The sequence below is a fragment of the Kocuria sp. GQ42 genome, from assembly GCF_059758435.1.
Window position 1 is genome coordinate 810,524 of the sequence record NZ_JCAXEN010000001.1, and the last position, 17,082, is coordinate 827,605.

At 67.5% G+C, this 17,082-nt stretch carries 18 protein-coding genes; 11 read left to right on the plus strand and 7 right to left on the minus strand.

Annotated features, from left to right (window positions below):
• The 3 genes from AC6CH6_RS03805 to AC6CH6_RS03815 form a co-directional block, all read right to left on the minus strand.
• Positions 1 to 441: a LexA family protein gene (locus AC6CH6_RS03805; RefSeq protein WP_498254065.1), complete on the minus strand. Its 441-nt coding sequence runs from the start codon at positions 439 to 441 to the stop codon at positions 1 to 3.
• A 127-nt stretch (positions 442 to 568) separates the two neighbouring features.
• A complete protein-coding gene (locus AC6CH6_RS03810; protein ID WP_498254066.1) occupies positions 569 to 1,633 on the minus strand; it encodes a hypothetical protein in 1,065 nt (354 codons plus the stop codon).
• A 309-nt stretch (positions 1,634 to 1,942) separates the two neighbouring features.
• Complete coding sequence (locus tag AC6CH6_RS03815; protein WP_047802221.1) at positions 1,943 to 2,158, minus strand: hypothetical protein; 216 nt, start codon at positions 2,156 to 2,158, stop codon at positions 1,943 to 1,945.
• Between the two features lie 249 nt (positions 2,159 to 2,407).
• Here AC6CH6_RS03815 and AC6CH6_RS03820 point away from each other — a divergent pair, with 249 nt between their 5' ends.
• The 4 genes from AC6CH6_RS03820 to AC6CH6_RS03835 are packed head-to-tail and all read left to right on the plus strand — an operon-like array spanning position 2,408 to position 4,864.
• The gene (locus AC6CH6_RS03820; protein WP_498254067.1) at positions 2,408 to 2,821 is read left to right on the plus strand and encodes a hypothetical protein; all 414 of its coding nucleotides are present in this window, start codon (positions 2,408 to 2,410) and stop codon (positions 2,819 to 2,821) included.
• Positions 2,821 to 3,822: a hypothetical protein gene (locus AC6CH6_RS03825; RefSeq protein WP_498254068.1), complete on the plus strand. Its 1,002-nt coding sequence runs from the start codon at positions 2,821 to 2,823 to the stop codon at positions 3,820 to 3,822. The genes AC6CH6_RS03820 and AC6CH6_RS03825 overlap by 1 nt, the downstream gene beginning before the upstream one ends.
• Positions 3,819 to 4,412, plus strand: coding sequence for a hypothetical protein (locus tag AC6CH6_RS03830; protein ID WP_498254069.1), 594 nt, complete (start codon positions 3,819 to 3,821; stop codon positions 4,410 to 4,412). The genes AC6CH6_RS03825 and AC6CH6_RS03830 overlap by 4 nt, the downstream gene beginning before the upstream one ends.
• 11 nt (positions 4,413 to 4,423) lie before the next feature.
• Positions 4,424 to 4,864 carry a hypothetical protein gene (locus AC6CH6_RS03835; protein WP_290468094.1) on the plus strand — a complete coding sequence of 147 codons (441 nt, stop codon included), beginning with the start codon at positions 4,424 to 4,426 and terminating at the stop codon, positions 4,862 to 4,864.
• Positions 4,865 to 4,919: 55 nt separating this feature from the next.
• On the opposite strand, the gene AC6CH6_RS03840 is transcribed toward AC6CH6_RS03835, so the two are convergent.
• Genes AC6CH6_RS03840 through AC6CH6_RS03855 form a run of 4 tightly spaced genes read right to left on the minus strand, consistent with a single transcriptional unit; the run spans position 4,920 to position 8,290 of the window.
• On the minus strand, positions 4,920 to 5,504 hold the full coding sequence (locus AC6CH6_RS03840; protein WP_498254355.1) for a hypothetical protein: 585 nt from the start codon (positions 5,502 to 5,504) through the stop codon (positions 4,920 to 4,922).
• Positions 5,501 to 6,613 (minus strand): transglycosylase SLT domain-containing protein, encoded by a 1,113-nt coding sequence (locus AC6CH6_RS03845; protein ID WP_498254070.1) that lies wholly within the window; start codon positions 6,611 to 6,613, stop codon positions 5,501 to 5,503. The genes AC6CH6_RS03840 and AC6CH6_RS03845 overlap by 4 nt, the downstream gene beginning before the upstream one ends.
• A complete protein-coding gene (locus AC6CH6_RS03850) occupies positions 6,613 to 8,031 on the minus strand; it encodes a MinD/ParA family ATP-binding protein (RefSeq protein ID WP_498254071.1) in 1,419 nt (472 codons plus the stop codon). Before AC6CH6_RS03850 ends, AC6CH6_RS03845 begins: the two co-directional genes overlap by 1 nt.
• 16 nt (positions 8,032 to 8,047) lie before the next feature.
• Complete coding sequence (locus AC6CH6_RS03855) at positions 8,048 to 8,290, minus strand: helix-turn-helix domain-containing protein (RefSeq protein ID WP_251356605.1); 243 nt, start codon at positions 8,288 to 8,290, stop codon at positions 8,048 to 8,050.
• 170 nt (positions 8,291 to 8,460) lie between these two features.
• On the opposite strand from AC6CH6_RS03855, the gene AC6CH6_RS03860 reads away from it, so the two are divergent.
• From AC6CH6_RS03860 to AC6CH6_RS03890, 7 genes are read left to right on the plus strand one after another with little or no spacing between them, the layout of a single operon-like run.
• Positions 8,461 to 9,084: a DUF6668 family protein gene (locus tag AC6CH6_RS03860; protein ID WP_498254072.1), complete on the plus strand. Its 624-nt coding sequence runs from the start codon at positions 8,461 to 8,463 to the stop codon at positions 9,082 to 9,084.
• Entirely contained in the window at positions 9,081 to 9,380 is a 300-nt protein-coding gene (locus AC6CH6_RS03865; protein ID WP_290468098.1) for a hypothetical protein, read from the plus strand. Before AC6CH6_RS03860 ends, AC6CH6_RS03865 begins: the two co-directional genes overlap by 4 nt.
• Positions 9,381 to 9,420: 40 nt before the next feature.
• The gene (locus AC6CH6_RS03870; protein WP_498254073.1) at positions 9,421 to 10,170 is read left to right on the plus strand and encodes a DUF8175 domain-containg protein; all 750 of its coding nucleotides are present in this window, start codon (positions 9,421 to 9,423) and stop codon (positions 10,168 to 10,170) included.
• Positions 10,163 to 12,040, plus strand: coding sequence for a TrbL/VirB6 family protein (locus AC6CH6_RS03875; protein WP_498254074.1), 1,878 nt, complete (start codon positions 10,163 to 10,165; stop codon positions 12,038 to 12,040). Before AC6CH6_RS03870 ends, AC6CH6_RS03875 begins: the two co-directional genes overlap by 8 nt.
• The gene (locus AC6CH6_RS03880) at positions 12,021 to 13,535 is read left to right on the plus strand and encodes an SCO6880 family protein (RefSeq protein ID WP_498254075.1); all 1,515 of its coding nucleotides are present in this window, start codon (positions 12,021 to 12,023) and stop codon (positions 13,533 to 13,535) included. Before AC6CH6_RS03875 ends, AC6CH6_RS03880 begins: the two co-directional genes overlap by 20 nt.
• Positions 13,535 to 15,286: a putative type IV secretion/conjugal transfer ATPase gene (locus AC6CH6_RS03885; RefSeq protein WP_498254076.1), complete on the plus strand. Its 1,752-nt coding sequence runs from the start codon at positions 13,535 to 13,537 to the stop codon at positions 15,284 to 15,286. The genes AC6CH6_RS03880 and AC6CH6_RS03885 overlap by 1 nt, the downstream gene beginning before the upstream one ends.
• On the plus strand, positions 15,283 to 17,079 hold the full coding sequence (locus tag AC6CH6_RS03890; RefSeq protein WP_498254077.1) for a type IV secretory system conjugative DNA transfer family protein: 1,797 nt from the start codon (positions 15,283 to 15,285) through the stop codon (positions 17,077 to 17,079). Before AC6CH6_RS03885 ends, AC6CH6_RS03890 begins: the two co-directional genes overlap by 4 nt.
• Positions 17,080 to 17,082: the final 3 nt, after the last annotated feature.

A 17,082-nucleotide genomic window follows, 5' to 3' on the forward strand; every position in this document is an offset into this window, starting at 1 on the left:
CTAGTGCAGCTTCCGCTGGTTGATGTGGCGGATGCCGTAGACCACGACACCCCAGACCACCAGCTCCGACAGGGACGGGACCTCCACGTCGGGGTAGGCCGGGTTTTCCGGGTGCAGCACGACCCGGCTGGGGTGGACGTGGAGGGTCTTGATGGTGAAGTCCCCGTCGAGGACGGCGATCACGACATCGCCGTCTTTGGGGGTGAGGGAGCGGTCCACGAGGACTTCGTCGCCGTGGTAGATCCCAATGCCTTCCATGGAGTCCCCGGTGACGCGGAAGAGGTAGGTGGAGGTGACGTCTCTGATCAGGACCTCGTTGAGGTCGATCCGGCCGTCGTCGAAGCTGTCCTGGGCAGGGGAGGGGAAGCCAGCCGGGACTCGGACCAGGACCGCAGAGACCAGCGCGGGGCGGTCAATGGTGAGCGGTACCGGGTATCTCATGCCGCCAGGATAGAACACATATTCTAAAGCTCAGACCACAAACCTAATAGATTCGTACAAATATACGGTGTGTCTAGTGTCGATGGTGCGGATTCTTCCGGGCCGGCCGGACACGCCAAGGGCCCGGCTACGGAGCCGAGACGGGCGCACCAGCCGCCTGGTTCTGGCCGGCGGCGATGTGTGCGGCCCAGCGTTGCCGGAACGGCCGGCGGGGGCCAGGCTCCGGGGAGGACGTTGGGACGGCCGCGGAGGCAGCGATGCGGGCCGCGTAGCGTTCGGCTGCCGCGCGTGCTGCCGCGCGGCGCTGGGCGGCCTCGGCGGCGACGCGCTGGTCCCGCGACCGCAGGGGGGTGCCGTCCGGGTGGGTCCATGCGCGCATGCGGGCGGCCAGCCAGGCCCCGGGGTTCTCGATGCCCTCCACGGTGAGGAAGCCGTAGCGGGTGCCCTCAGAGGTCCAGTCCAGGGCGGTGAGCACGTCGGCGATGGTCCACCCGGCCTCGAAGAACGGGCGGCACACGCTCACGACGTGGGCGGTGGTGAGCTGGCGCAAGACGATGGCCTCGTGCTGGAGCTCCAGGGCAGCCGCCCGCTGAGTCTCCTTCCGCGCCCGACGGGTCACCCGCCTCATCAAAGGCTCCGTCGTCGCATGACGGGGCCACAGTGCGGCTGTACGACGACTCAGGGCGGCGACCACCTCGCGCCGCTGCGCGGCGCGCTTTCGATTGGGTCGCGGCGTAGCCGCGTCCTTCGGGGAAACCTCTTCGCGCGCGTGCGGGGAAAGACTCTCCCACTTCGTGGGGACCGGGGTGTCAGTTAGTTCCACAGGCTCACCTGCCGGCTGGGCGGTGTTGTGGATGAGCGCGTAGACGGGAGCCTCGCCCTGGGTGCGGCCGGTGGAGCGCGGGGTGCGCCCCGCGCTGCGGCCCGTGGCCACCACGGCCAGCAGCCCGCAGTCGCGCAGATGACGGATCACCCGCGCCACGGTGGAGCGGGAACGGTCGATCTTGTTGGCCACCCAGTCCCAGGTCGTGCGCCAGGTACGGGAGGCGGGGTCCTGCTGGCGGCAGATGATCTCCACCACGGCCAGCAGATTCGCCCGGGCATCGGCACGGATCAATTCCAGGCTGGGGTGCTCCAGGACGGCCCGGCGCCAGGCGGCGACGTGCTTGGCGAGCTGGCAACCCTTTGGCACCGCCCGCAGCACGACAGCCTTGGAACGCTCATGCTCCACCCGCACCCGCCGGCGATGTGAGGGGAACTCCCCAGCGGCCTCGAGGGCAGCGTCAGGGGCGGAATGTGACCGAAAATCGGCGTGACTGAGTGAAGAGGGGTCCATTTGCGGACGCGCCTCAGGTACACTAGGGGACACAACAGTCCCCTGGTATTGGATTCATGACAGGTTCCGATTCAGTTAGCTGTTGGAACGGCTGTCGCGAGTTTGGCGACCTGAGACAGCCGAATGACTTCGACGGCCCGCCCTGCCAGGCGGGTCGTCAGTCGTTTAAGCGGAATTAGCCAGCGGTAGGCGCGGCTCCTCCCTGTTGTCGAGCTTGTTGGACCTTCCAGCGTCGCGGTCGATCAAGGCGCCGATGTATTCGGCCATGCTGAGCCCCGCCTGATGCGATGCTTCGATCGCCGCGCGGTGTTGTTCTGGAGACACACGCGCCATCAGGGCCACCTTGTGGCCCTGCAACTTCGGCTGCTGGTACTCGGTCATGGGTCGATCATGGCATATCGACACTGCTACCGATAGCGGTATCAGGTGTGTCTCGGTGATTTTTCATCCCTCCGGTACACGAGGCGAGCAGCGATGGCCTGAGTCATCTACGGCCGGGCGCAAAGTGCCGCGCGGCATGCATCCACCCTAATACATGTTGAACATGTTCAACATAAACATGTTCAAGTTCCGGGTAGCCTGGAGGACATGTCTTGGCTAGGGGGAACTGTTTCCCGTTCCGACTCCGATGTGCTGGCTGAGCTGCCGGACCATCTCACCTGGGAGGGTCTTCATCTGGAGGTGCAGCGTCGGCACGGCAAGCCCATCCACATCGAGCCGACGCCGGCGTGGTTGGGTCAGGACGTCACGGGGTTGTGGTTGGAGAAGGCTGAGCGGTCCTGGATTTTCCATGCTGCCGGAGAGAGCGAGCTGCTGCGCCGGCACGTGATCCTGCACGAGTACGGACACATCCTCCTCATGCACGGTGGATGCGAGCTGACGCTGGGCAACGCCTTCGCCCACATCGGGGGCTCCCGGCGGATCAAGACCCTTCTCGGGCGTTCCTCGACCTGGACGGCCCAGGAGATCGCGGCAGAGAACGCCGCCACGAGGTTGGCCGCCCGACTGACCCAGCAGGTGGATCCTCTGCTCGAGGCGTTCTGATGAGCCTCGGAGCGGTGTTGAGTCTGCTCAAGGCCGTGGCGTTCCTCTTCGCCGCCGTGGCAGTGGTCGTTCGTCTGCCACGAGTGGCTCGGCGACGCCGAGTGGACTTCGTCTGGGTGGGCACGGCGTTGGCGGCGCTGGCCTTCTCGGCCAACGGGGTCATGGTTCCCGAACAGACCGTGGATGCGTGGCTGGGCGGGGAGAACATCTTCCATCTGGTGCGCAACCTGCTCGCGCTCAGCGCCGTATGGTGCCTGCGGGCGGCCCTCGTCCAGTCCCTGCAACGCAGGGACTGGAGCCGGTCGCGGACATTGCGGGAGGCCGCCATAGGTAGCGCCTTGCTGCTGGGACTGACGGCAGCGTTCTTCTCGATCGACCGGGGCCCGACCTCGGGAGCGTTCATTCCGGACCACCTTGCCCAGGGCGGCACCCTGGTCTACACGCTGCTCATCATGGTGATGGGAGCCTGGAACGCCGCCGATGTTGCCCGTGTCGCCTTCCGGGGACTCACCCTGCGCCAGCATGGGCACGACCGCCTGCTGTGGCCGGGGCTGCTCGGCCTGGGTGTGGGAGGTTCTCTGCTCGTGCTCGGCTGCACGCTCGAGGCCGGCTACGCAGTCCTCGGGTATTCAGGCACGTGGGATGCTGTAGCTGTGGCCCTGCGGGCCTCGTTCGGCCCGGTCTTCCTGCCCGGGGCCGTGCTGGTGTGCTTGGCCGTGGCGTGGCTGGGTCTCTACGCCCAAGGCCGGCGCCTGAAGATGGGTCTGCGCATGGACATCCTGAGGATCGCCCCGGTGTGGGCCCAACTCGGCGCGGACCGGTGGAGCCCTGGTGGACGCCCTCCGGGCTGGTCCAGCGCTCTGTCGGCTGATCCCCAGAAGGTTCTCTACAGTGCCGTCATTGCCGTCGAAGACGCCCTGCGGGCCGAAAACGCGGGCCTGTCGGAAAAGCAACGGTGCGCCCTTCAGGCCGCCGAGAGGAGATTTGAACTCACATCATGAGCACCTCGATCGTCGTCCCCCGCTGGGAGAGAACCGCCACGGAAGCCTTCCAGCCTCCGGTGCTGCTGGCGGCACTGCTCATCGCGCTGCCCTGGGGGGCGAACCCATCTGCGGCCTCGCTGTGGTGGGGAATCAGCGCGGCCCTGATCGTGTGCGGGGTTCCGCTGGCCGTGGTCCTCATGCTGGTGCGCCGAGGGGTGCTCACCGACCACCACGTGAGCGTGAAGGAGCACCGCCGACCGGTGATGGCCGGGGTGCTGGTGCTGGTCCTCAGCTACCTCGCGGCGGCGATCCTGCTGCAGGGACCGATCGAGATCGTGGCGCTGCTCGTGGCCACGTTCCTGGCCGGGCTGGTGATCGCTGTGGTGAGTCCGTGGTGGAAGATCTCCGGGCACGGCATGATGATGGGCGGAACTATTGTTGCCCTGGCAACATCCTGGGGTGTTGTCGGGCTGCTGTTTGTTCCGGTGGGCCTGGCGGTGTGCTGGAGCCGCATCCGACTCCAGGACCACACCGGTCCGCAGGTGATTTCAGGCTTCATCTACGGGCTGGCCTTCCTGGGCAGCATCTACGCCTGGATCGTGACATGAGGAGAAACCACGTGGGGGACGCCAACCGGGAACGCTCAGCCCAGATCTTGGCCGACAAGATCAACCTGCTGCTGGACACCCTGCGCACCGAAGCCGGCCAACCCTACGACTTCACCACGATCCAGCAAGGCCTCAAAGACCGCGGCGTGGCCATCTCACGGACGAAATGGCACTACCTGAAAACCGCCGACATCCGGGTGCGTCCCGACGAGAAACTGCTCCGGGCGCTGGGGGAAGTGTTCGGGGTGGACCCGAGATACCTCGTGCAGGAAGATGGGCCGCTCCCTCAGCAGGTTGAGCAAGAACTCCACACGGTCCGCGCCCTCCGGCGAGCCGAGGTCCGCAACTTCGCCGCCCGGGCCCTCGGTCAGATCGATCCTGAAGGGCTTCAGGCGATCCTGGACGTCATCGAGAAGAAGGAAAGTTCCTCTCAGGACGACTCCACACAGTAGGTAAAGGAGGCTGGCCCCGCCACAACGGCAGGGTCGGCCTCCTTCGTTCATCTACCTACTCGGCGTCACCCATGTCGCGGGACTGATGGCCGACGACTTCCCACTGGCCGTCGTGCTCCTCGAGGTAGAGGGTGACCTGCCGACGACCCGTTTCGTGGACGGTGGCCCCATCACGGGTATTCCAGGTCCATTCCACGGTGTAGGCGCGGATGGCCTTGTCCGGAGCGACGTCCTGATTGACGTCGCCGTGGACGGGGACGATGGTGGGTGCGCTGTACCCCTGGTGCTCAGCGGCCGCGAGCCACGGGGCACCTGCTGCGTTGCGTTCGGGCTCGACCTGATGCGCGGCCCAGTCGGCGGACATCAGCGGCTTGGCCCGGACCGCGGCAGCGGTCTCGGTGCGATCGGTGGCGGTGTCCCAGAAGTGGAGCATCAGGGCGGCGACCTCGGCAGTGGAATCCACGTCGGTGCGGTCAGCGTCGTCCGGGGTGGCGAAAGTTCCCTCGCCCAGCTGTGGCGGAACGGTAGAGACAGTGGCTTCTGGGGAACTTTGCTGGGCCTTGCTGGGCGAGTCACAGGCGGCAAGCGGCAACGCGCACAGCAGCAGTGCTGCGGCAAGGCTGAGTTGATGGCGCATCATCTCGGCCACGCACCTTTCTCTTTGAGGATGGGCTCGGGGTCGAGGTTGTGCCCTTGGTAGGGGAAGACGAGGTCGGGGGCGCCGGGCTTGTAGATCTCAAAGTGCAGGTGGGTGGCCATGCCGAAGCGTCCGTGGTTGCCCTCGACGCCAATGGTGTCCCCGCGTTTGAGCTTCTGGCCCTTGGTCACGTCCCAGGAGTGCAGGTGACAGAACGCGAAGCCGAAGTCGGGGTCGGACCCGTTCTCTTTGGCGATAACGCAGCCATCGGCGGCGTTGAACCCGGTGATTCGCAGGCTGGTGGGGGCAACGACGACTCCGCCGCTGCCGTTGCCGGCTCCGGGGGTGGCGATGTCCACGCCCACGTGCTGGTTGGCCCAGGACGGGACACCGGCCAGGGCGCGGCCGCCGTAACCGGAGGTGAAGACACCGCCGGGCAGCGGGGTCGTCCATTGCCCGTCACCGAGGTCGCCGTCCCAGGCCCTGGCACCGGTAGGAGCCTTGCAGCCGGCGGAGAAATTGCCCTGGGCGCCGTCGAGGATTTTCTCGATGTACTGCTGGGTCTCCGGGTAGGGCGGGACGCCGTGGTGCTCCTGCACCGCACCGGGTCCGGCGTTGTAGGCGGCCAGGGTCAGCCGCACGAGCTCATCCGGATCGTCCCCGGCGATGGGCTGAACTTGGCTTTTCAGGGCTGCCATGTAGCGGCCCAGGGCAGCGATGGCATCTTCGGGATCGAAGGGGTTGCCGCCGCGGCCGTAGGTGTTCCAGGTCGAGGGCATGAACTGGGCCAGGCCCTGGGCGCCGACGGGACTGGTGGTGTCCGGATTCCACCCGGACTCCTGCGCCAGTTGCGCGGCGACCAGACTGGCCGACAGTCCGGCTTGTCTGGCGGCCGCGTCCACGAGCGGCCCCCAGCCGTTGGGAACGGACACCACATTGGCCTTCTCGTTGGTGCCGACGGCGGTGGCCGTGCAGCTGGTGGACAAGCCCGCGGCGTCTTCATCCTCGGCCAGGGTGGCCACGAGCATGGTCAAAGCCATGGTCATGCCCACCGGCAGTCCAAGGAGCAGCAGGGCCGCGCCGCCGAGGGTTCGGGGGCGGGGTCCGGCCATCAGAAGCTCTGGGAGACCAGGGCTGCGGCGTGCAGCCAGGCCCGTCGGGTGGCGGGGCGCAGTTGTCGGTGGTGAATGCGGCCCTGCACAAGGTGCGGGTCGAAGGGGACGATGGCCACCTCACGCACGAACGGGGCGTACTCCTGGGCGATGGCGTGGGCCTTAGTGCTGTGCGAGGGCATCAGCTCGGAGATGACCACCACGGCATTGCGGGCCAGTTCCCCGGCATGGGGGCCTCCGGCGTGCAGGGCTTTGAGGGCGTTGACTCCGCCCTGGGCCTTGTCGGACTCGGTGGTGGTGGCGATGACGATCTGGTCGGTGTGGGCGATCATGTGCGCCCAGTTCTCGCCCCGGGTGGAGTTGCCGCTGTCCATGATGACGAGCCGGTAGTACTTCTCGGCGACCCGGTGCAAGGCGTCCACCTCGGCCCCGGTGATTTCGTGGGTATTGGACGGCGATTCGTCGGAGCGCAGGACGTCGTAGGCATCCTGGGCTTGGTGGTGGACGAAGGCGGCCAGCTCGGCCGCTTTGGCTTCGGCGGTGAGGAAGTGATTGGCGTGGTGGAGAAGGTCCAGTGCGGTGGAGTCGTGGCCGGCGCCGTCGGTGCGCCAGCCCAGGGAACCCATGGCTTCGTTGTTGTCCCAGGCGAGCACGCCGGCCCCGCCGTGGCGGGCGAACTGGGCGGCGAGCAGTGCAACGGTGGGGGTCTTGTTGGCACCGCCCTTCTGGTTGACGACCGCGATGGTGCGGGAGCCGATCCAGTGCCGTGAGACCGCGGCCAGGTCTTCTCGTTCGGCTACTTCCCCAGGCCCGGGGGGCAGGTGCATCCCGATGCGGTTGAGCATTCCGCGCCAGCCGTGGGTGGCTGGTGCGTCGGCCAGGGAGCTGTCGGTGGCGATGAAACTGGGGGCGGAGTCGATGTCCCAGACTGTCGTGTCCGATGGTTGCAGCGCCGGGGCGCTGGAGGGCGTTGACTTTGCCTGCATGGGACGGGGCTGCGACGCGTTCTCGAGAGTCGGCGTGACGATGGTGGAAGGCATCGGCTGAGCTTCGTCAAAAGAGGAACTTTCGGGCTCGGTCAGCAGTGGCTCCGGGGCCGACTCGGCGGGCACGAGCTCATCGAGGCTGACCGCACGGCTGCCTCGACGCCCGGCCCGAGGTAGGGGAGTGGCCGTCCCGTCGGTGGAGACCTCCCCTTCAGGCCCAACGACCAGGTAGGTCTCGAGTTCGCTGTCCGAAGACGGGTCGATGGCTACGACTTTGACGGGCCGACCCAAGATACGCGCGGTCTCGGTTAGCTGGGCAATGGCGTCGTCCATCGAGTTCAGGGGGGTCACCACACCGTCGATGGAGACTTCAACGGTGTCGTCGTCGGTGATCGTTGCGGTGCATCGCGGACGGTCGAGGGCCTGCGCCATGGGGATGCCTTTCGTATCAGTCGGTATCCCCCACTCCGAGGTTGGGCTGCTGAGAGACGTTGTAGTGAGCACGCAGGTGCTCTTTCACGTCGTCCCGGAGGATGATCCAGTGCGAGCCCAGCTGTATGGCTGGCACCCGCCCATCCCTCAGCCACCGGTAGGTCACCGTGGTGCTGGACAGCCCCAGAACCTCGGTCAGCTGGGCCACGGTGAGTCGCTCGGGCAGCCCGTTGAAGAGTCTGTCCAGCGACTCAGTCATGGAGAGCGCTCCGGCGATCACGGCGGCTCCGGTAGATCAGAGTGGGAAAAAGTTGCTTACGGTTGCACACCATAGCTCGAAACCGCCTATAGTTGAACATGTTCAATTCGTTTCCGTGGGTGACCCACGGGGATGCACCTCGGTGCATTGGATTCAACTTAGGAGCCTAGATGGGCAATCGGTGGACGGGGTTCGTCGCACCCGGCACGGGGACCCAGACGGTCTCGCTCCTGGAGGAGACCCATCCTGAGCCGCCCCCGGTGCTTTGTGGGGCGCAGGCGCCCCAGCAGGGGGTTTCCGCACCGGACGGCGACCGACGGCTCGAACGGTTCTCCACGTCCTCTGCTGGTCCGTACTGGTTAGGCGCCCATGGCGGAGCGGGAGAGACCACCTTCCGGGAGCTGCTGGGCGGTGTCGAATGCCATCACCGTTGGCCTTCTCCCACCCCAGAGGCACCGTCTCCTGTCGTTGTCCTCCTCGCCCGACAGACGCATGGCGGGTTGGAAGCAGCTCGACGTGCCGCCCAGGACTGGGCCTCCGGGCAACACCCGGAGGTAGTGCTCGCGGGGTTGGTGATCGTGGCCGGCACCCCGGGCAAGACCCCGAAACCCCTGGCAGCAGCAACCCGCGTGATTTCCGGTGGTGTCCCCTCCACCTGGGTGGTGCCGTGGATCGAAGAACTCCGACTCACCGGAGCCACGGGCTGGGAGTCCATGGCCCGTGAGCCGAGGAAAGTCCTCACCGCCCTCGGTGAGGCAGTCGATGAACTCATCTCCGAGAGGACCCCCCAATGATCGACCTCGTACTTGCCACCCAGGACACCGTGCTGGCGCTGCCGGCCAACCTGCCCGACTCCAGCCCCCTGGCCCCTCCCGGCATCGGCGACACCTGGAACCGCATGGTCGGTGTCGGCAAATGGATCGCCCTGGGCATTGCTGTGCTGGGCCTGCTGGTGGTTGGCGGAAAGATGGCCTTCGACGCCCGCCGTGGAGAGACCACTGAAGAAGTATCCGGGATCATCAAGATCGTCCTGGCCGTGGCTCTGATCTCCGGTGGAGCCTCGATCCTGACCTTCATCGCCGGGGCATAACCACCACCAGACGCAGCCCCCCACACACGAGGAGCAACACGTGACAGACCACATCGAGACCGACGACAACAGCACATGGTGGAAGACCCCCCGCTTCCTCATCTCAGCCGTTCTCGTCGCGATGCTGATCGTGCTGGGCGTGGTCCTGTGGCTGTGGCCCGACGGAGAAGAGCCCACCCAAGCCGCTCCGGCGCCAGCCACCACCGCCGAACCGGTGACGGGCGGAGAGTCGGAGTGTGGTTTGGACGCCACCAGCGGCACCACTCTCACGAAAGCGCCGGAGGACGTCGAGTGGACCGCTCTCGGGGCGATCTACGCACCGTCCTCTGAGGAGCACGGACCGGGCACCGTGGACGAGTCGACGGGTGTGCGCTCCTGCTACTCCCACACTCCTGAAGGGGCGTTGCTGACGACGGCGAACATGCTGGCCTCGAGCAACGATCCCCAGCTTCTGCTGGACACCCTCAAGGAGCTTGCCGTTGAGGGCCCCGGTAAGGACATCGCCGTGGGACAAGTCCAGCAGCGGGTCTCCGCAGGGGATGCTTCCACGGTCCCGGTCGAGGTTGCCGGCTTCCGACTGCTTTCGTACACGGGCGAGCGAGCCACGGTTGAGGTCGTACTGGCAGGAGACGACGGGACCGAGAAGACATACATCACCAGTAGCGCAGACCTCATGTGGCAAGACGGCGATTGGCGCTTCGCCCTGCAGGACAACGGCGACACAGGCCCCGTCTCCGGCCAGGTGTCAGACCTGAACAGGTACATCGAGTGGGGACCCCACGATGGCTGAGGAAGAGAAGTGCTTCGCACTCGATGGCTTCTGCAAGGTCAAGGAAGGAGTCAGCGACGCACTCACCGGAGCGGCCGGTGATGCGCTGGATCAGATCGCCGACGGTGTAACCGCTGCCGTGGTCGACACGATCGCCTCCCTGGGGTCGATGTGGACTCGGATCGGCAGCGCCAACCTCACCAGCAACAGTGCACCCGCCTCCCAGGCTCCGGCGCGTGGGGAGTTCAACGCCTACATCGACCTGTTGCTGAGCTACGCGAGCTGGATCGGGCTGGGGGTGTGCGTGTTCGGGGTGCTGTTCCTGGGCATCGTGTTGGCCACCAACGCCCGCCGCGGCGACGGGTCCGGCCTGGTGAACACGGCCACCGTGCTGGCCTCCGGGGCGGCGCTGATCGGTGGGGCCACCAGCCTGATCGGTTTCCTCGTCCCGGCCCGGGCGGGAAGCCTGTCCGGGTCGGTGGGTTTCATCCAGGACCAGACCTTCTACCTCACCCTGGCCGTGGCCGCGCTGAGCGTGATGATCGCCGGGGCCCAGATGGCCTGGACTCAGCGCGCTGAACCGGCCCGGGACCTGCTCAAGAATCTCCTCACCCTGGCCGTGGTGACCGCCTCGGGGGTGACGATCCTCAACGTCCTGGTGGCCGGCACCGACGCCCTGGCCGTACAGATCATCGACTCCGCCATCGGCGAGGACTTCCAGACCGATGTGCTCAAGCTGTTGGCCCTGGACAACGCCACCAGCGCCGGTGCGGCGGATCCGGTGTGGTTGGGCGGCAACGTCATCCTGATCATCGTCGGCGGGGTCGTGGCGATCATCGTGAACATCATCCAGTTGATGCTGATGGTGCTGCGCACCGGGATGCTGTTCCTGATGGCCGGGATCCTGCCGCTCTCCGCCGCCTTCCTGAACACCGAGACGGGCAAGAACTTCTTCCAGAAGGTCATCGCCTGGACCCTGGCCTTCGCCTTCTACAAACCGGCCGCGGCCCTGATCTACGGGTTGGCGATCAAGATGTCCACCACCGGGGTGTGGGAGGACTCCGGCAGCGGGCTGATCCAGTTCGCCGCCGGGCTGATGATGATCGTCGCCTCCGTGTTCGCCCTGCCCGTGCTCATCGGCTTCCTCAGCCCCGTCCTGGGCTCCATGTCCTCCTCCGGCGGTAGTAGCGGTGGGGCGCTGGGGATCGCCGCGATGGGCGCCGCGATCCCGCAGGGAGCCTCCCACCTGGCTCGGTCGGGGCGTGGCTTCGGCTCCGACTCCTCCTCCACCCCACCGTCCCAGTCCTCCGCCTCTTCCAAGGGCGGACCGAGCTCCCCGCCCCCTGGACCGGCCTCTAGTCCCAGTGGCACCACCGGCACAGCTGGCACCACCGGAGCCAGCACAGCGAGCACCGCTGGCACGGCAAGTACAGCGGCCGCCGGCGCGGCCGCAGCTCCGGTGGCCCTGGGCATGGCGGCGGCCAACGCCGCGCAGAAGACCGGCGAAGCATTCACCGAGGCCACTCAGTCCAGCGCCGGAGGCAGCCCCTCCGAAACCTCCTCGAGTGGCAGATCAGCCGGGGCAGGTGCCCAACCTGCGACTGCTTCAAGCGGCAGTGGAGCGACCACCTCCCGCACAGGCGCCGACCCGTCTCCGGGCAGCAGCGCAGGGGCACGGCCCACCCCGGGCAGCGGCACCGGGGCCCGACCCATCCCGAGCAGTGGTGCCGGCACCGGTCCCACGGGATCACGTACCGGTGTGCGGCCGACCGGCCCCGCCGGCACGGGACAGACCGGGAAGGCCGCACAACAGCAGGTACGTGCGTTCAAGGCGCAGATCTCCAACGAGACCGGAAACGAGGCCCGCCCTGATGGCGCAGACCGAAGCTAAAACCGAGAACCGCCCGCGGGTGTACGGCAACTTCCGCACCCCCACCTCCAAGGGCATGGCCGGGCTGTCGACCGCCGGCACCGTGCTGCTGATCGGTGGGGTGGTCGGCGGGATCCTGCTGATGATGCTCAACCTGTGGCTGGTGGCCCTGGCCTTCGAAGCGGTGATCCTGGTCCTGATCGCCCTGTCGATGAGCAAGAACAAGCACGGACGCACCCTCATCGAGCGCATCGTGCGCCGGGCCGGGTGGGCCAACACCGTCTACTCCGGGGCCAACGCCTACCGGGCCGGGCCAGTGTCCCGGGTACCGGAGGGCACCACGAAGCTGCCCGGGATCTCGGCCCGCTCCACGATCACCGAGCACATCGACGGCTACGGCCGCCCCTTCGCCCTGCTCGAGGTCCCGCAGAAACACCACTACACCGTGGTGTTCTCCTCCGAACCCGACGGCGGGGGCATGGTCGACCAAGAGCACATCAACCGGTGGGTGGACCGCTGGGCGCACTGGCTGGGCATGCTCACCGACGAACCCGGCCTGACCGCCGCGTCGGTGACGATCGAGACCGCCCCGGACTCCGGGTACCGACTGGCCCGCAAGATCGAAGCCCGCATGGCCAAGAACGCCCCGGCCTTCGCCCGCGACGTCATCAACGAGACCGTGCAGATGCTGCCCACCGGCGCCACCGTCACCAGGGCCTACATCGCGGTCACCTTCAAAGCCTCCGTGCGGGCCGGCGGGCGCATCCGCAACGCTCAGGAGGTCGCCGATGATCTGGCCGCCCGGCTGCCCAACCTCACCCTGTCGCTCAACGACACCGGGGCCGGGGTGGCCGCCCCGCTCACGACCCAGCAGCTGTGCGAGGTCATCCGGGTGGCCTACGACCCGGCCGAGGCGGTGCTCTTCGACCGGGCCCACGCCCAGGGGGTGGCCCCGGAGCTGGACTGGAGTGAGGTCGGCCCGCAGGCCGCCGATACCTTCTGGGACTGCTACCACCACAACAACTCCTGGTCGAAGTCCTGGGCGATGTCCGTTCCCCCGCGCTCGACCGTCCAGGCCAACGTGCTCCAAGCCCTGATCGCCCCGAATCCGGAACTGGTGCGCAAGCGCGTCACGCTGCTCTACCGGCCCATCGACCCGGCGAGGGCGGCGCAGATGGTGGAGAACGACATCAACACCGCCACCTTCAACGCCTCCTCCCGCAACCGCGCCACCGCCCGGGACACCCGCGAAACCCGCGCCGCCCAGGCCACCGCCGCCGAAGAGGCCGACGGGGCCGGGCTGCTGAACTTCGGACTCGTCGTCACCGCCACCGTCCGCTCCAAGGGCGAGATCGACGAGGCCGAAGCCATCATCGAAAACCTCGGCACCTCGGCAAGGATCCGCCTGGAGGAGGCCTACGGCGCCCAGGACTCCACCTTCACCGCCGGCCTCCCACTGGGTGTGGTGATCCCGGACCACCTGGCCCTGCCGTCGACTGTGAGGAACGCCCTCTGATGAGCACCAAGGCCCGTAAGCAGATCATCCTCCCGGCCTCCCGGGGCGCGGCCTCGACCACCGTCCTGGACCGGGCCTTCGCCCGGACGAAGCTGGGCAAGGTGTTCGCCAAGCCCAAGCGCACCGGCAGCACCTCCGTCACGGCCTCCTCCACCCGTCGCCCGGGTCCGCGGGGCCACAAGGGCCGGGGACTGGGCGAGGCGCAGCTGCTGCACCCGATCCGGGAGATGCGCGGCACCAACTACCAGGTCTGCGGGCTCTTCCCCTTCCCCATGGGCGGCGGCTCTCCGCTGGAAGGCGTCCCTTTGGGGCGCAACCTGCTGTCGGGGGAGCCGGTGTGCTGTGACCCGATCTCCTGGTTTTTGAAGCTGCGGGTGATCGCCAACCCCTCAGCCTTCGTGATGGCCAACCCGGGGCTGGGCAAGTCCTCCCTGCTGCGCCGGATGGCCATCGGGTTGGCCGCCTTCGGGGTGTGGCCGCTAATTCTCGGCGACATCAAGGGTGAGCACGTGGCCATGATCGAGCACCTCGGCGGGGCGGTCCTGCCCCTGGGCCGCGGGGTCGGACACATCAACCCGCTGGATGACTGCGGGGCCGTGGCGGCCGCGAAGCTGCTGTCCCCGGCCAGGGCAGAAGAGTTGTTGGATGAGCTGCACTCGAGGCGCCGGTCGCTGATCGCCTCGTTGATCGCGATCCTGCGCAAGAAGCCGCTGGATGAGCGGGAGGAGTCGATCCTGGACCGGTGCCTCACCGTCCTCGAGACCCGCCACGCCGAGGCGGGCACGGTGCCGGTGATGTCGGATCTGCGCCAGGTCCTGAAGGACAAGCCGGTCGAGGTGCGTGAGGTCGCCCTGGATCGCGGCGACGACGCCCGGTACGAGGACATCACCGAGGGGTTGGAGTCCTCGCTGAACTCCTTGTGCGGTTCCGGGGCTTTCGGGCAGATGTTCGCCCACCCCTCCACCAACCGGATCGATGCCTCCCGGCCGATGGTCTTCGACCTCTCCCGCATTTCCCAGACCGAGTCGGACCTGCGGGCGGCGACCTTGATGGCGTGCTGGTCGGCCGGCTTCGGGACTGTCACCACGTCGAACATGCTCGCTGATGACGGGGTGATCGAGCGTCAGCGGTTCCTGGTGATCCTCGATGAGCTGTGGAACACCCTGGCGGCCGGGCCCGGCATCGTGGACCAGGTCAATGCCCTGACCCGCTTGAACCGGGAGTGGGGGGTGGGGCAGATCATGGCCTCCCACACCCCCTCCGACCTGATGGCAGTCCGGGGTGAGGAGGACCGGGCGAAGGCCAAGGGCATCATGGACCGCTGCGGCATCAAGATCCTCGGCGGGCTGGCCAAGTCCGAGATGCCGCTGCTCACCGAGTCGGTGCCGCTGTCGATGCGTGAGCAGGAGCAGCTGGCGATCTGGCAGGACCCACCGGCCTGGAACCGCCGCGGCGACGAAGCCTTGGAGTACACCAACGACGACGTCTACGCCCCCACCGACCAGGCGTTCACCGACGACGAGCTCACTCAGTGGCTGGCCGATGACGAGAACGCCGCCTGGTACTTCGACGACCGCACCACCACCCCGCCCCCGGGCCAGGGGAAGTTCTTCATCAAGGTCGGCTCGAGGGCCGGCATCCCGTTCTCGATGGAGTTCACCCCCACCGAGCGCCGGTCCCAGGTCCACGACACGGAGAAGAAGTGGCACGAAGCCAAGTCCCGCGCCGCCCAGGAGAGGGGCGAACGATGAGCTCCCTGGACCGCAAGTACAAGACCGGCGGCGGGGAGGTCGCCCTACTGCTGGCCCTGCTCTTTGCCCTGGTCGGTGTCCCGGCCATCCTCTACGTGGTCGTTAGCGCCGGCCACGCGCTGACCCCGCGTGCTGCTCCCCTGCCGGGCGGTTACTGGGAGCGGTCCCTGGGGACCTTCACCGGCGATCTCTCGTGGCGCAGCACGGAGCTCGTCTTGCTCGCCACCGTCGGGCTGTTCCTGACGGCGTTGTTCGTGCTGTGGGGCTGGAAGCGCCATCAGAAGGCCCAGAAGGTCGTCAAGCACGACCGCGCCGCACCGCGCATGGCATCGGTCCGCGATGTCGCCCCCTTCACCGAGAAGCAGGCGCGCGCCAAAGCGGCTCGCTTCGGCGTCGACACCCCCGGGGTGATGCTCGGGAAGATGGTCCGCGGCGGTCACACCCTCTACGCCTCCTGGGAAGACACGCTGGTGCACATCTGGGGCACCCGCACCGGCAAGACCACCTCCCAGGCCGCCCCGTCCATCATCGAGGCCCCAGGCCCGGTGATCGCCACCTCCAACAAACGCGACCTCTCCGACCTGACCCGCGACCTCCGCGCCGCCAACGGTGACGTGTGGGTCTTCGACCCCCAAGGAGTCGCCGGGGAGAAACCGACCTGGTGGTGGAACCCGCTGACCTACGTCACCGACAGTGAACGCGCCGCGGAGATGGCCACCAACTTCTCCACCGGCTCCCGACCCGCCGGGGCCAAGATGGGTGATGCGCACTTCGATTCGGCCGGCAAGGACCTGCTGGCCGGACTCCTGCTCGCCGCCGCCGTGGGTGAGGAGCCGATCGAGCGGGTCCACTACTGGCTGACCCGTTCCACCGATGACACCCCCGCCAAACTCCTCGACGCCCACGGGTGGACCAAGGAAGCCGACTCGGTGGCCAGCACCATCCGTCAGCCCGAGAAGTACCGGGGCAGCGTCTACTCCACCGCCCTGCAGATGGCGGCGTGTCTGAAGAACGAGAAGATCGCCGCCTGGGTCAACCCTTTGCGTCCCGACGACGACCGCCCGCAGTTCGACCCGAAGGCGTTCGTGGCCGGCAAGCACACCCTCTACGCCCTGTCCAAGGAAGGCGCCGGCACCGCCGGGCCCCTGGTGACCGCCCTGACCGTGGCCACCGTGACCGCCGCCGAGGAGCACGCCGTCACCCAGGCCGCCGGCCGGCTGGCCACCCCCATGCTCTGCGTTCTCGATGAGGCCGCCAACGTGTGCCGCTGGGCGAACCTGCCCGACCTCTACAGCCACTACGGCTCCCGCGGCATCGTGGTCTCCACGTTCTTGCAGTCCTGGTCCCAAGGTGTGGACGTGTGGGGGGAATCCGGGATGCGCAAGCTGTTTTCCACCGCCAACGTCGTCACCTACGGCGGCAACGTCAAGGAGGAGGGGTTCCTTAAGATGCTCTCCGAGCTGATCGGCAAGTACACCTACACCTCCGTCTCCTCCTCGAGGCAGAAGGACAGCGGGTCCACCTCCCGCCAGGACGCCACCGACGACATCCTCTCCGTGGCCGACCTCGCCTCCCTGCCCAAGGGCAGGGCCGTGATGCTCGGCTCCGGGGCACGGGCCGTGCTGCTGCGCACCGTCCCGGTCAGCGCCCGCCCCTACGCCGACGCGGCCGCCGCCTCCGAAGCCGCACACAACACACCCACCAACACCCCCACCGTGCCAGAGCTTCAGGCTGCTGAGCCGAGCCCGGTCGAGCCCACGGGGAACCGGTGGGCGGCCCTGGTGAAGGAGTAGCCC

Coding starts and splice junctions, on each gene's coding strand:
- AC6CH6_RS03805 (WP_498254065.1), bottom strand. CDS start 441: ATGAGATACCCGGTACCGCTCACCATTGACCGCCCCGCGCTGGTCTCT.
- AC6CH6_RS03815 (WP_047802221.1), bottom strand. CDS start 2,158: ATGACCGAGTACCAGCAGCCGAAGTTGCAGGGCCACAAGGTGGCCCTG.
- AC6CH6_RS03825 (WP_498254068.1), top strand. CDS start 2,821: ATGAGCCTCGGAGCGGTGTTGAGTCTGCTCAAGGCCGTGGCGTTCCTC.
- AC6CH6_RS03830 (WP_498254069.1), top strand. CDS start 3,819: ATGAGCACCTCGATCGTCGTCCCCCGCTGGGAGAGAACCGCCACGGAA.
- AC6CH6_RS03840 (WP_498254355.1), bottom strand. CDS start 5,504: ATGATGCGCCATCAACTCAGCCTTGCCGCAGCACTGCTGCTGTGCGCG.
- AC6CH6_RS03845 (WP_498254070.1), bottom strand. CDS start 6,613: ATGGCCGGACCCCGCCCCCGAACCCTCGGCGGCGCGGCCCTGCTGCTC.
- AC6CH6_RS03850 (WP_498254071.1), bottom strand. CDS start 8,031: ATGGCGCAGGCCCTCGACCGTCCGCGATGCACCGCAACGATCACCGAC.
- AC6CH6_RS03855 (WP_251356605.1), bottom strand. CDS start 8,290: ATGACTGAGTCGCTGGACAGACTCTTCAACGGGCTGCCCGAGCGACTC.
- AC6CH6_RS03860 (WP_498254072.1), top strand. CDS start 8,461: ATGGGCAATCGGTGGACGGGGTTCGTCGCACCCGGCACGGGGACCCAG.
- AC6CH6_RS03865 (WP_290468098.1), top strand. CDS start 9,081: ATGATCGACCTCGTACTTGCCACCCAGGACACCGTGCTGGCGCTGCCG.
- AC6CH6_RS03875 (WP_498254074.1), top strand. CDS start 10,163: ATGGCTGAGGAAGAGAAGTGCTTCGCACTCGATGGCTTCTGCAAGGTC.
- AC6CH6_RS03880 (WP_498254075.1), top strand. CDS start 12,021: ATGGCGCAGACCGAAGCTAAAACCGAGAACCGCCCGCGGGTGTACGGC.
- AC6CH6_RS03885 (WP_498254076.1), top strand. CDS start 13,535: ATGAGCACCAAGGCCCGTAAGCAGATCATCCTCCCGGCCTCCCGGGGC.
- AC6CH6_RS03890 (WP_498254077.1), top strand. CDS start 15,283: ATGAGCTCCCTGGACCGCAAGTACAAGACCGGCGGCGGGGAGGTCGCC.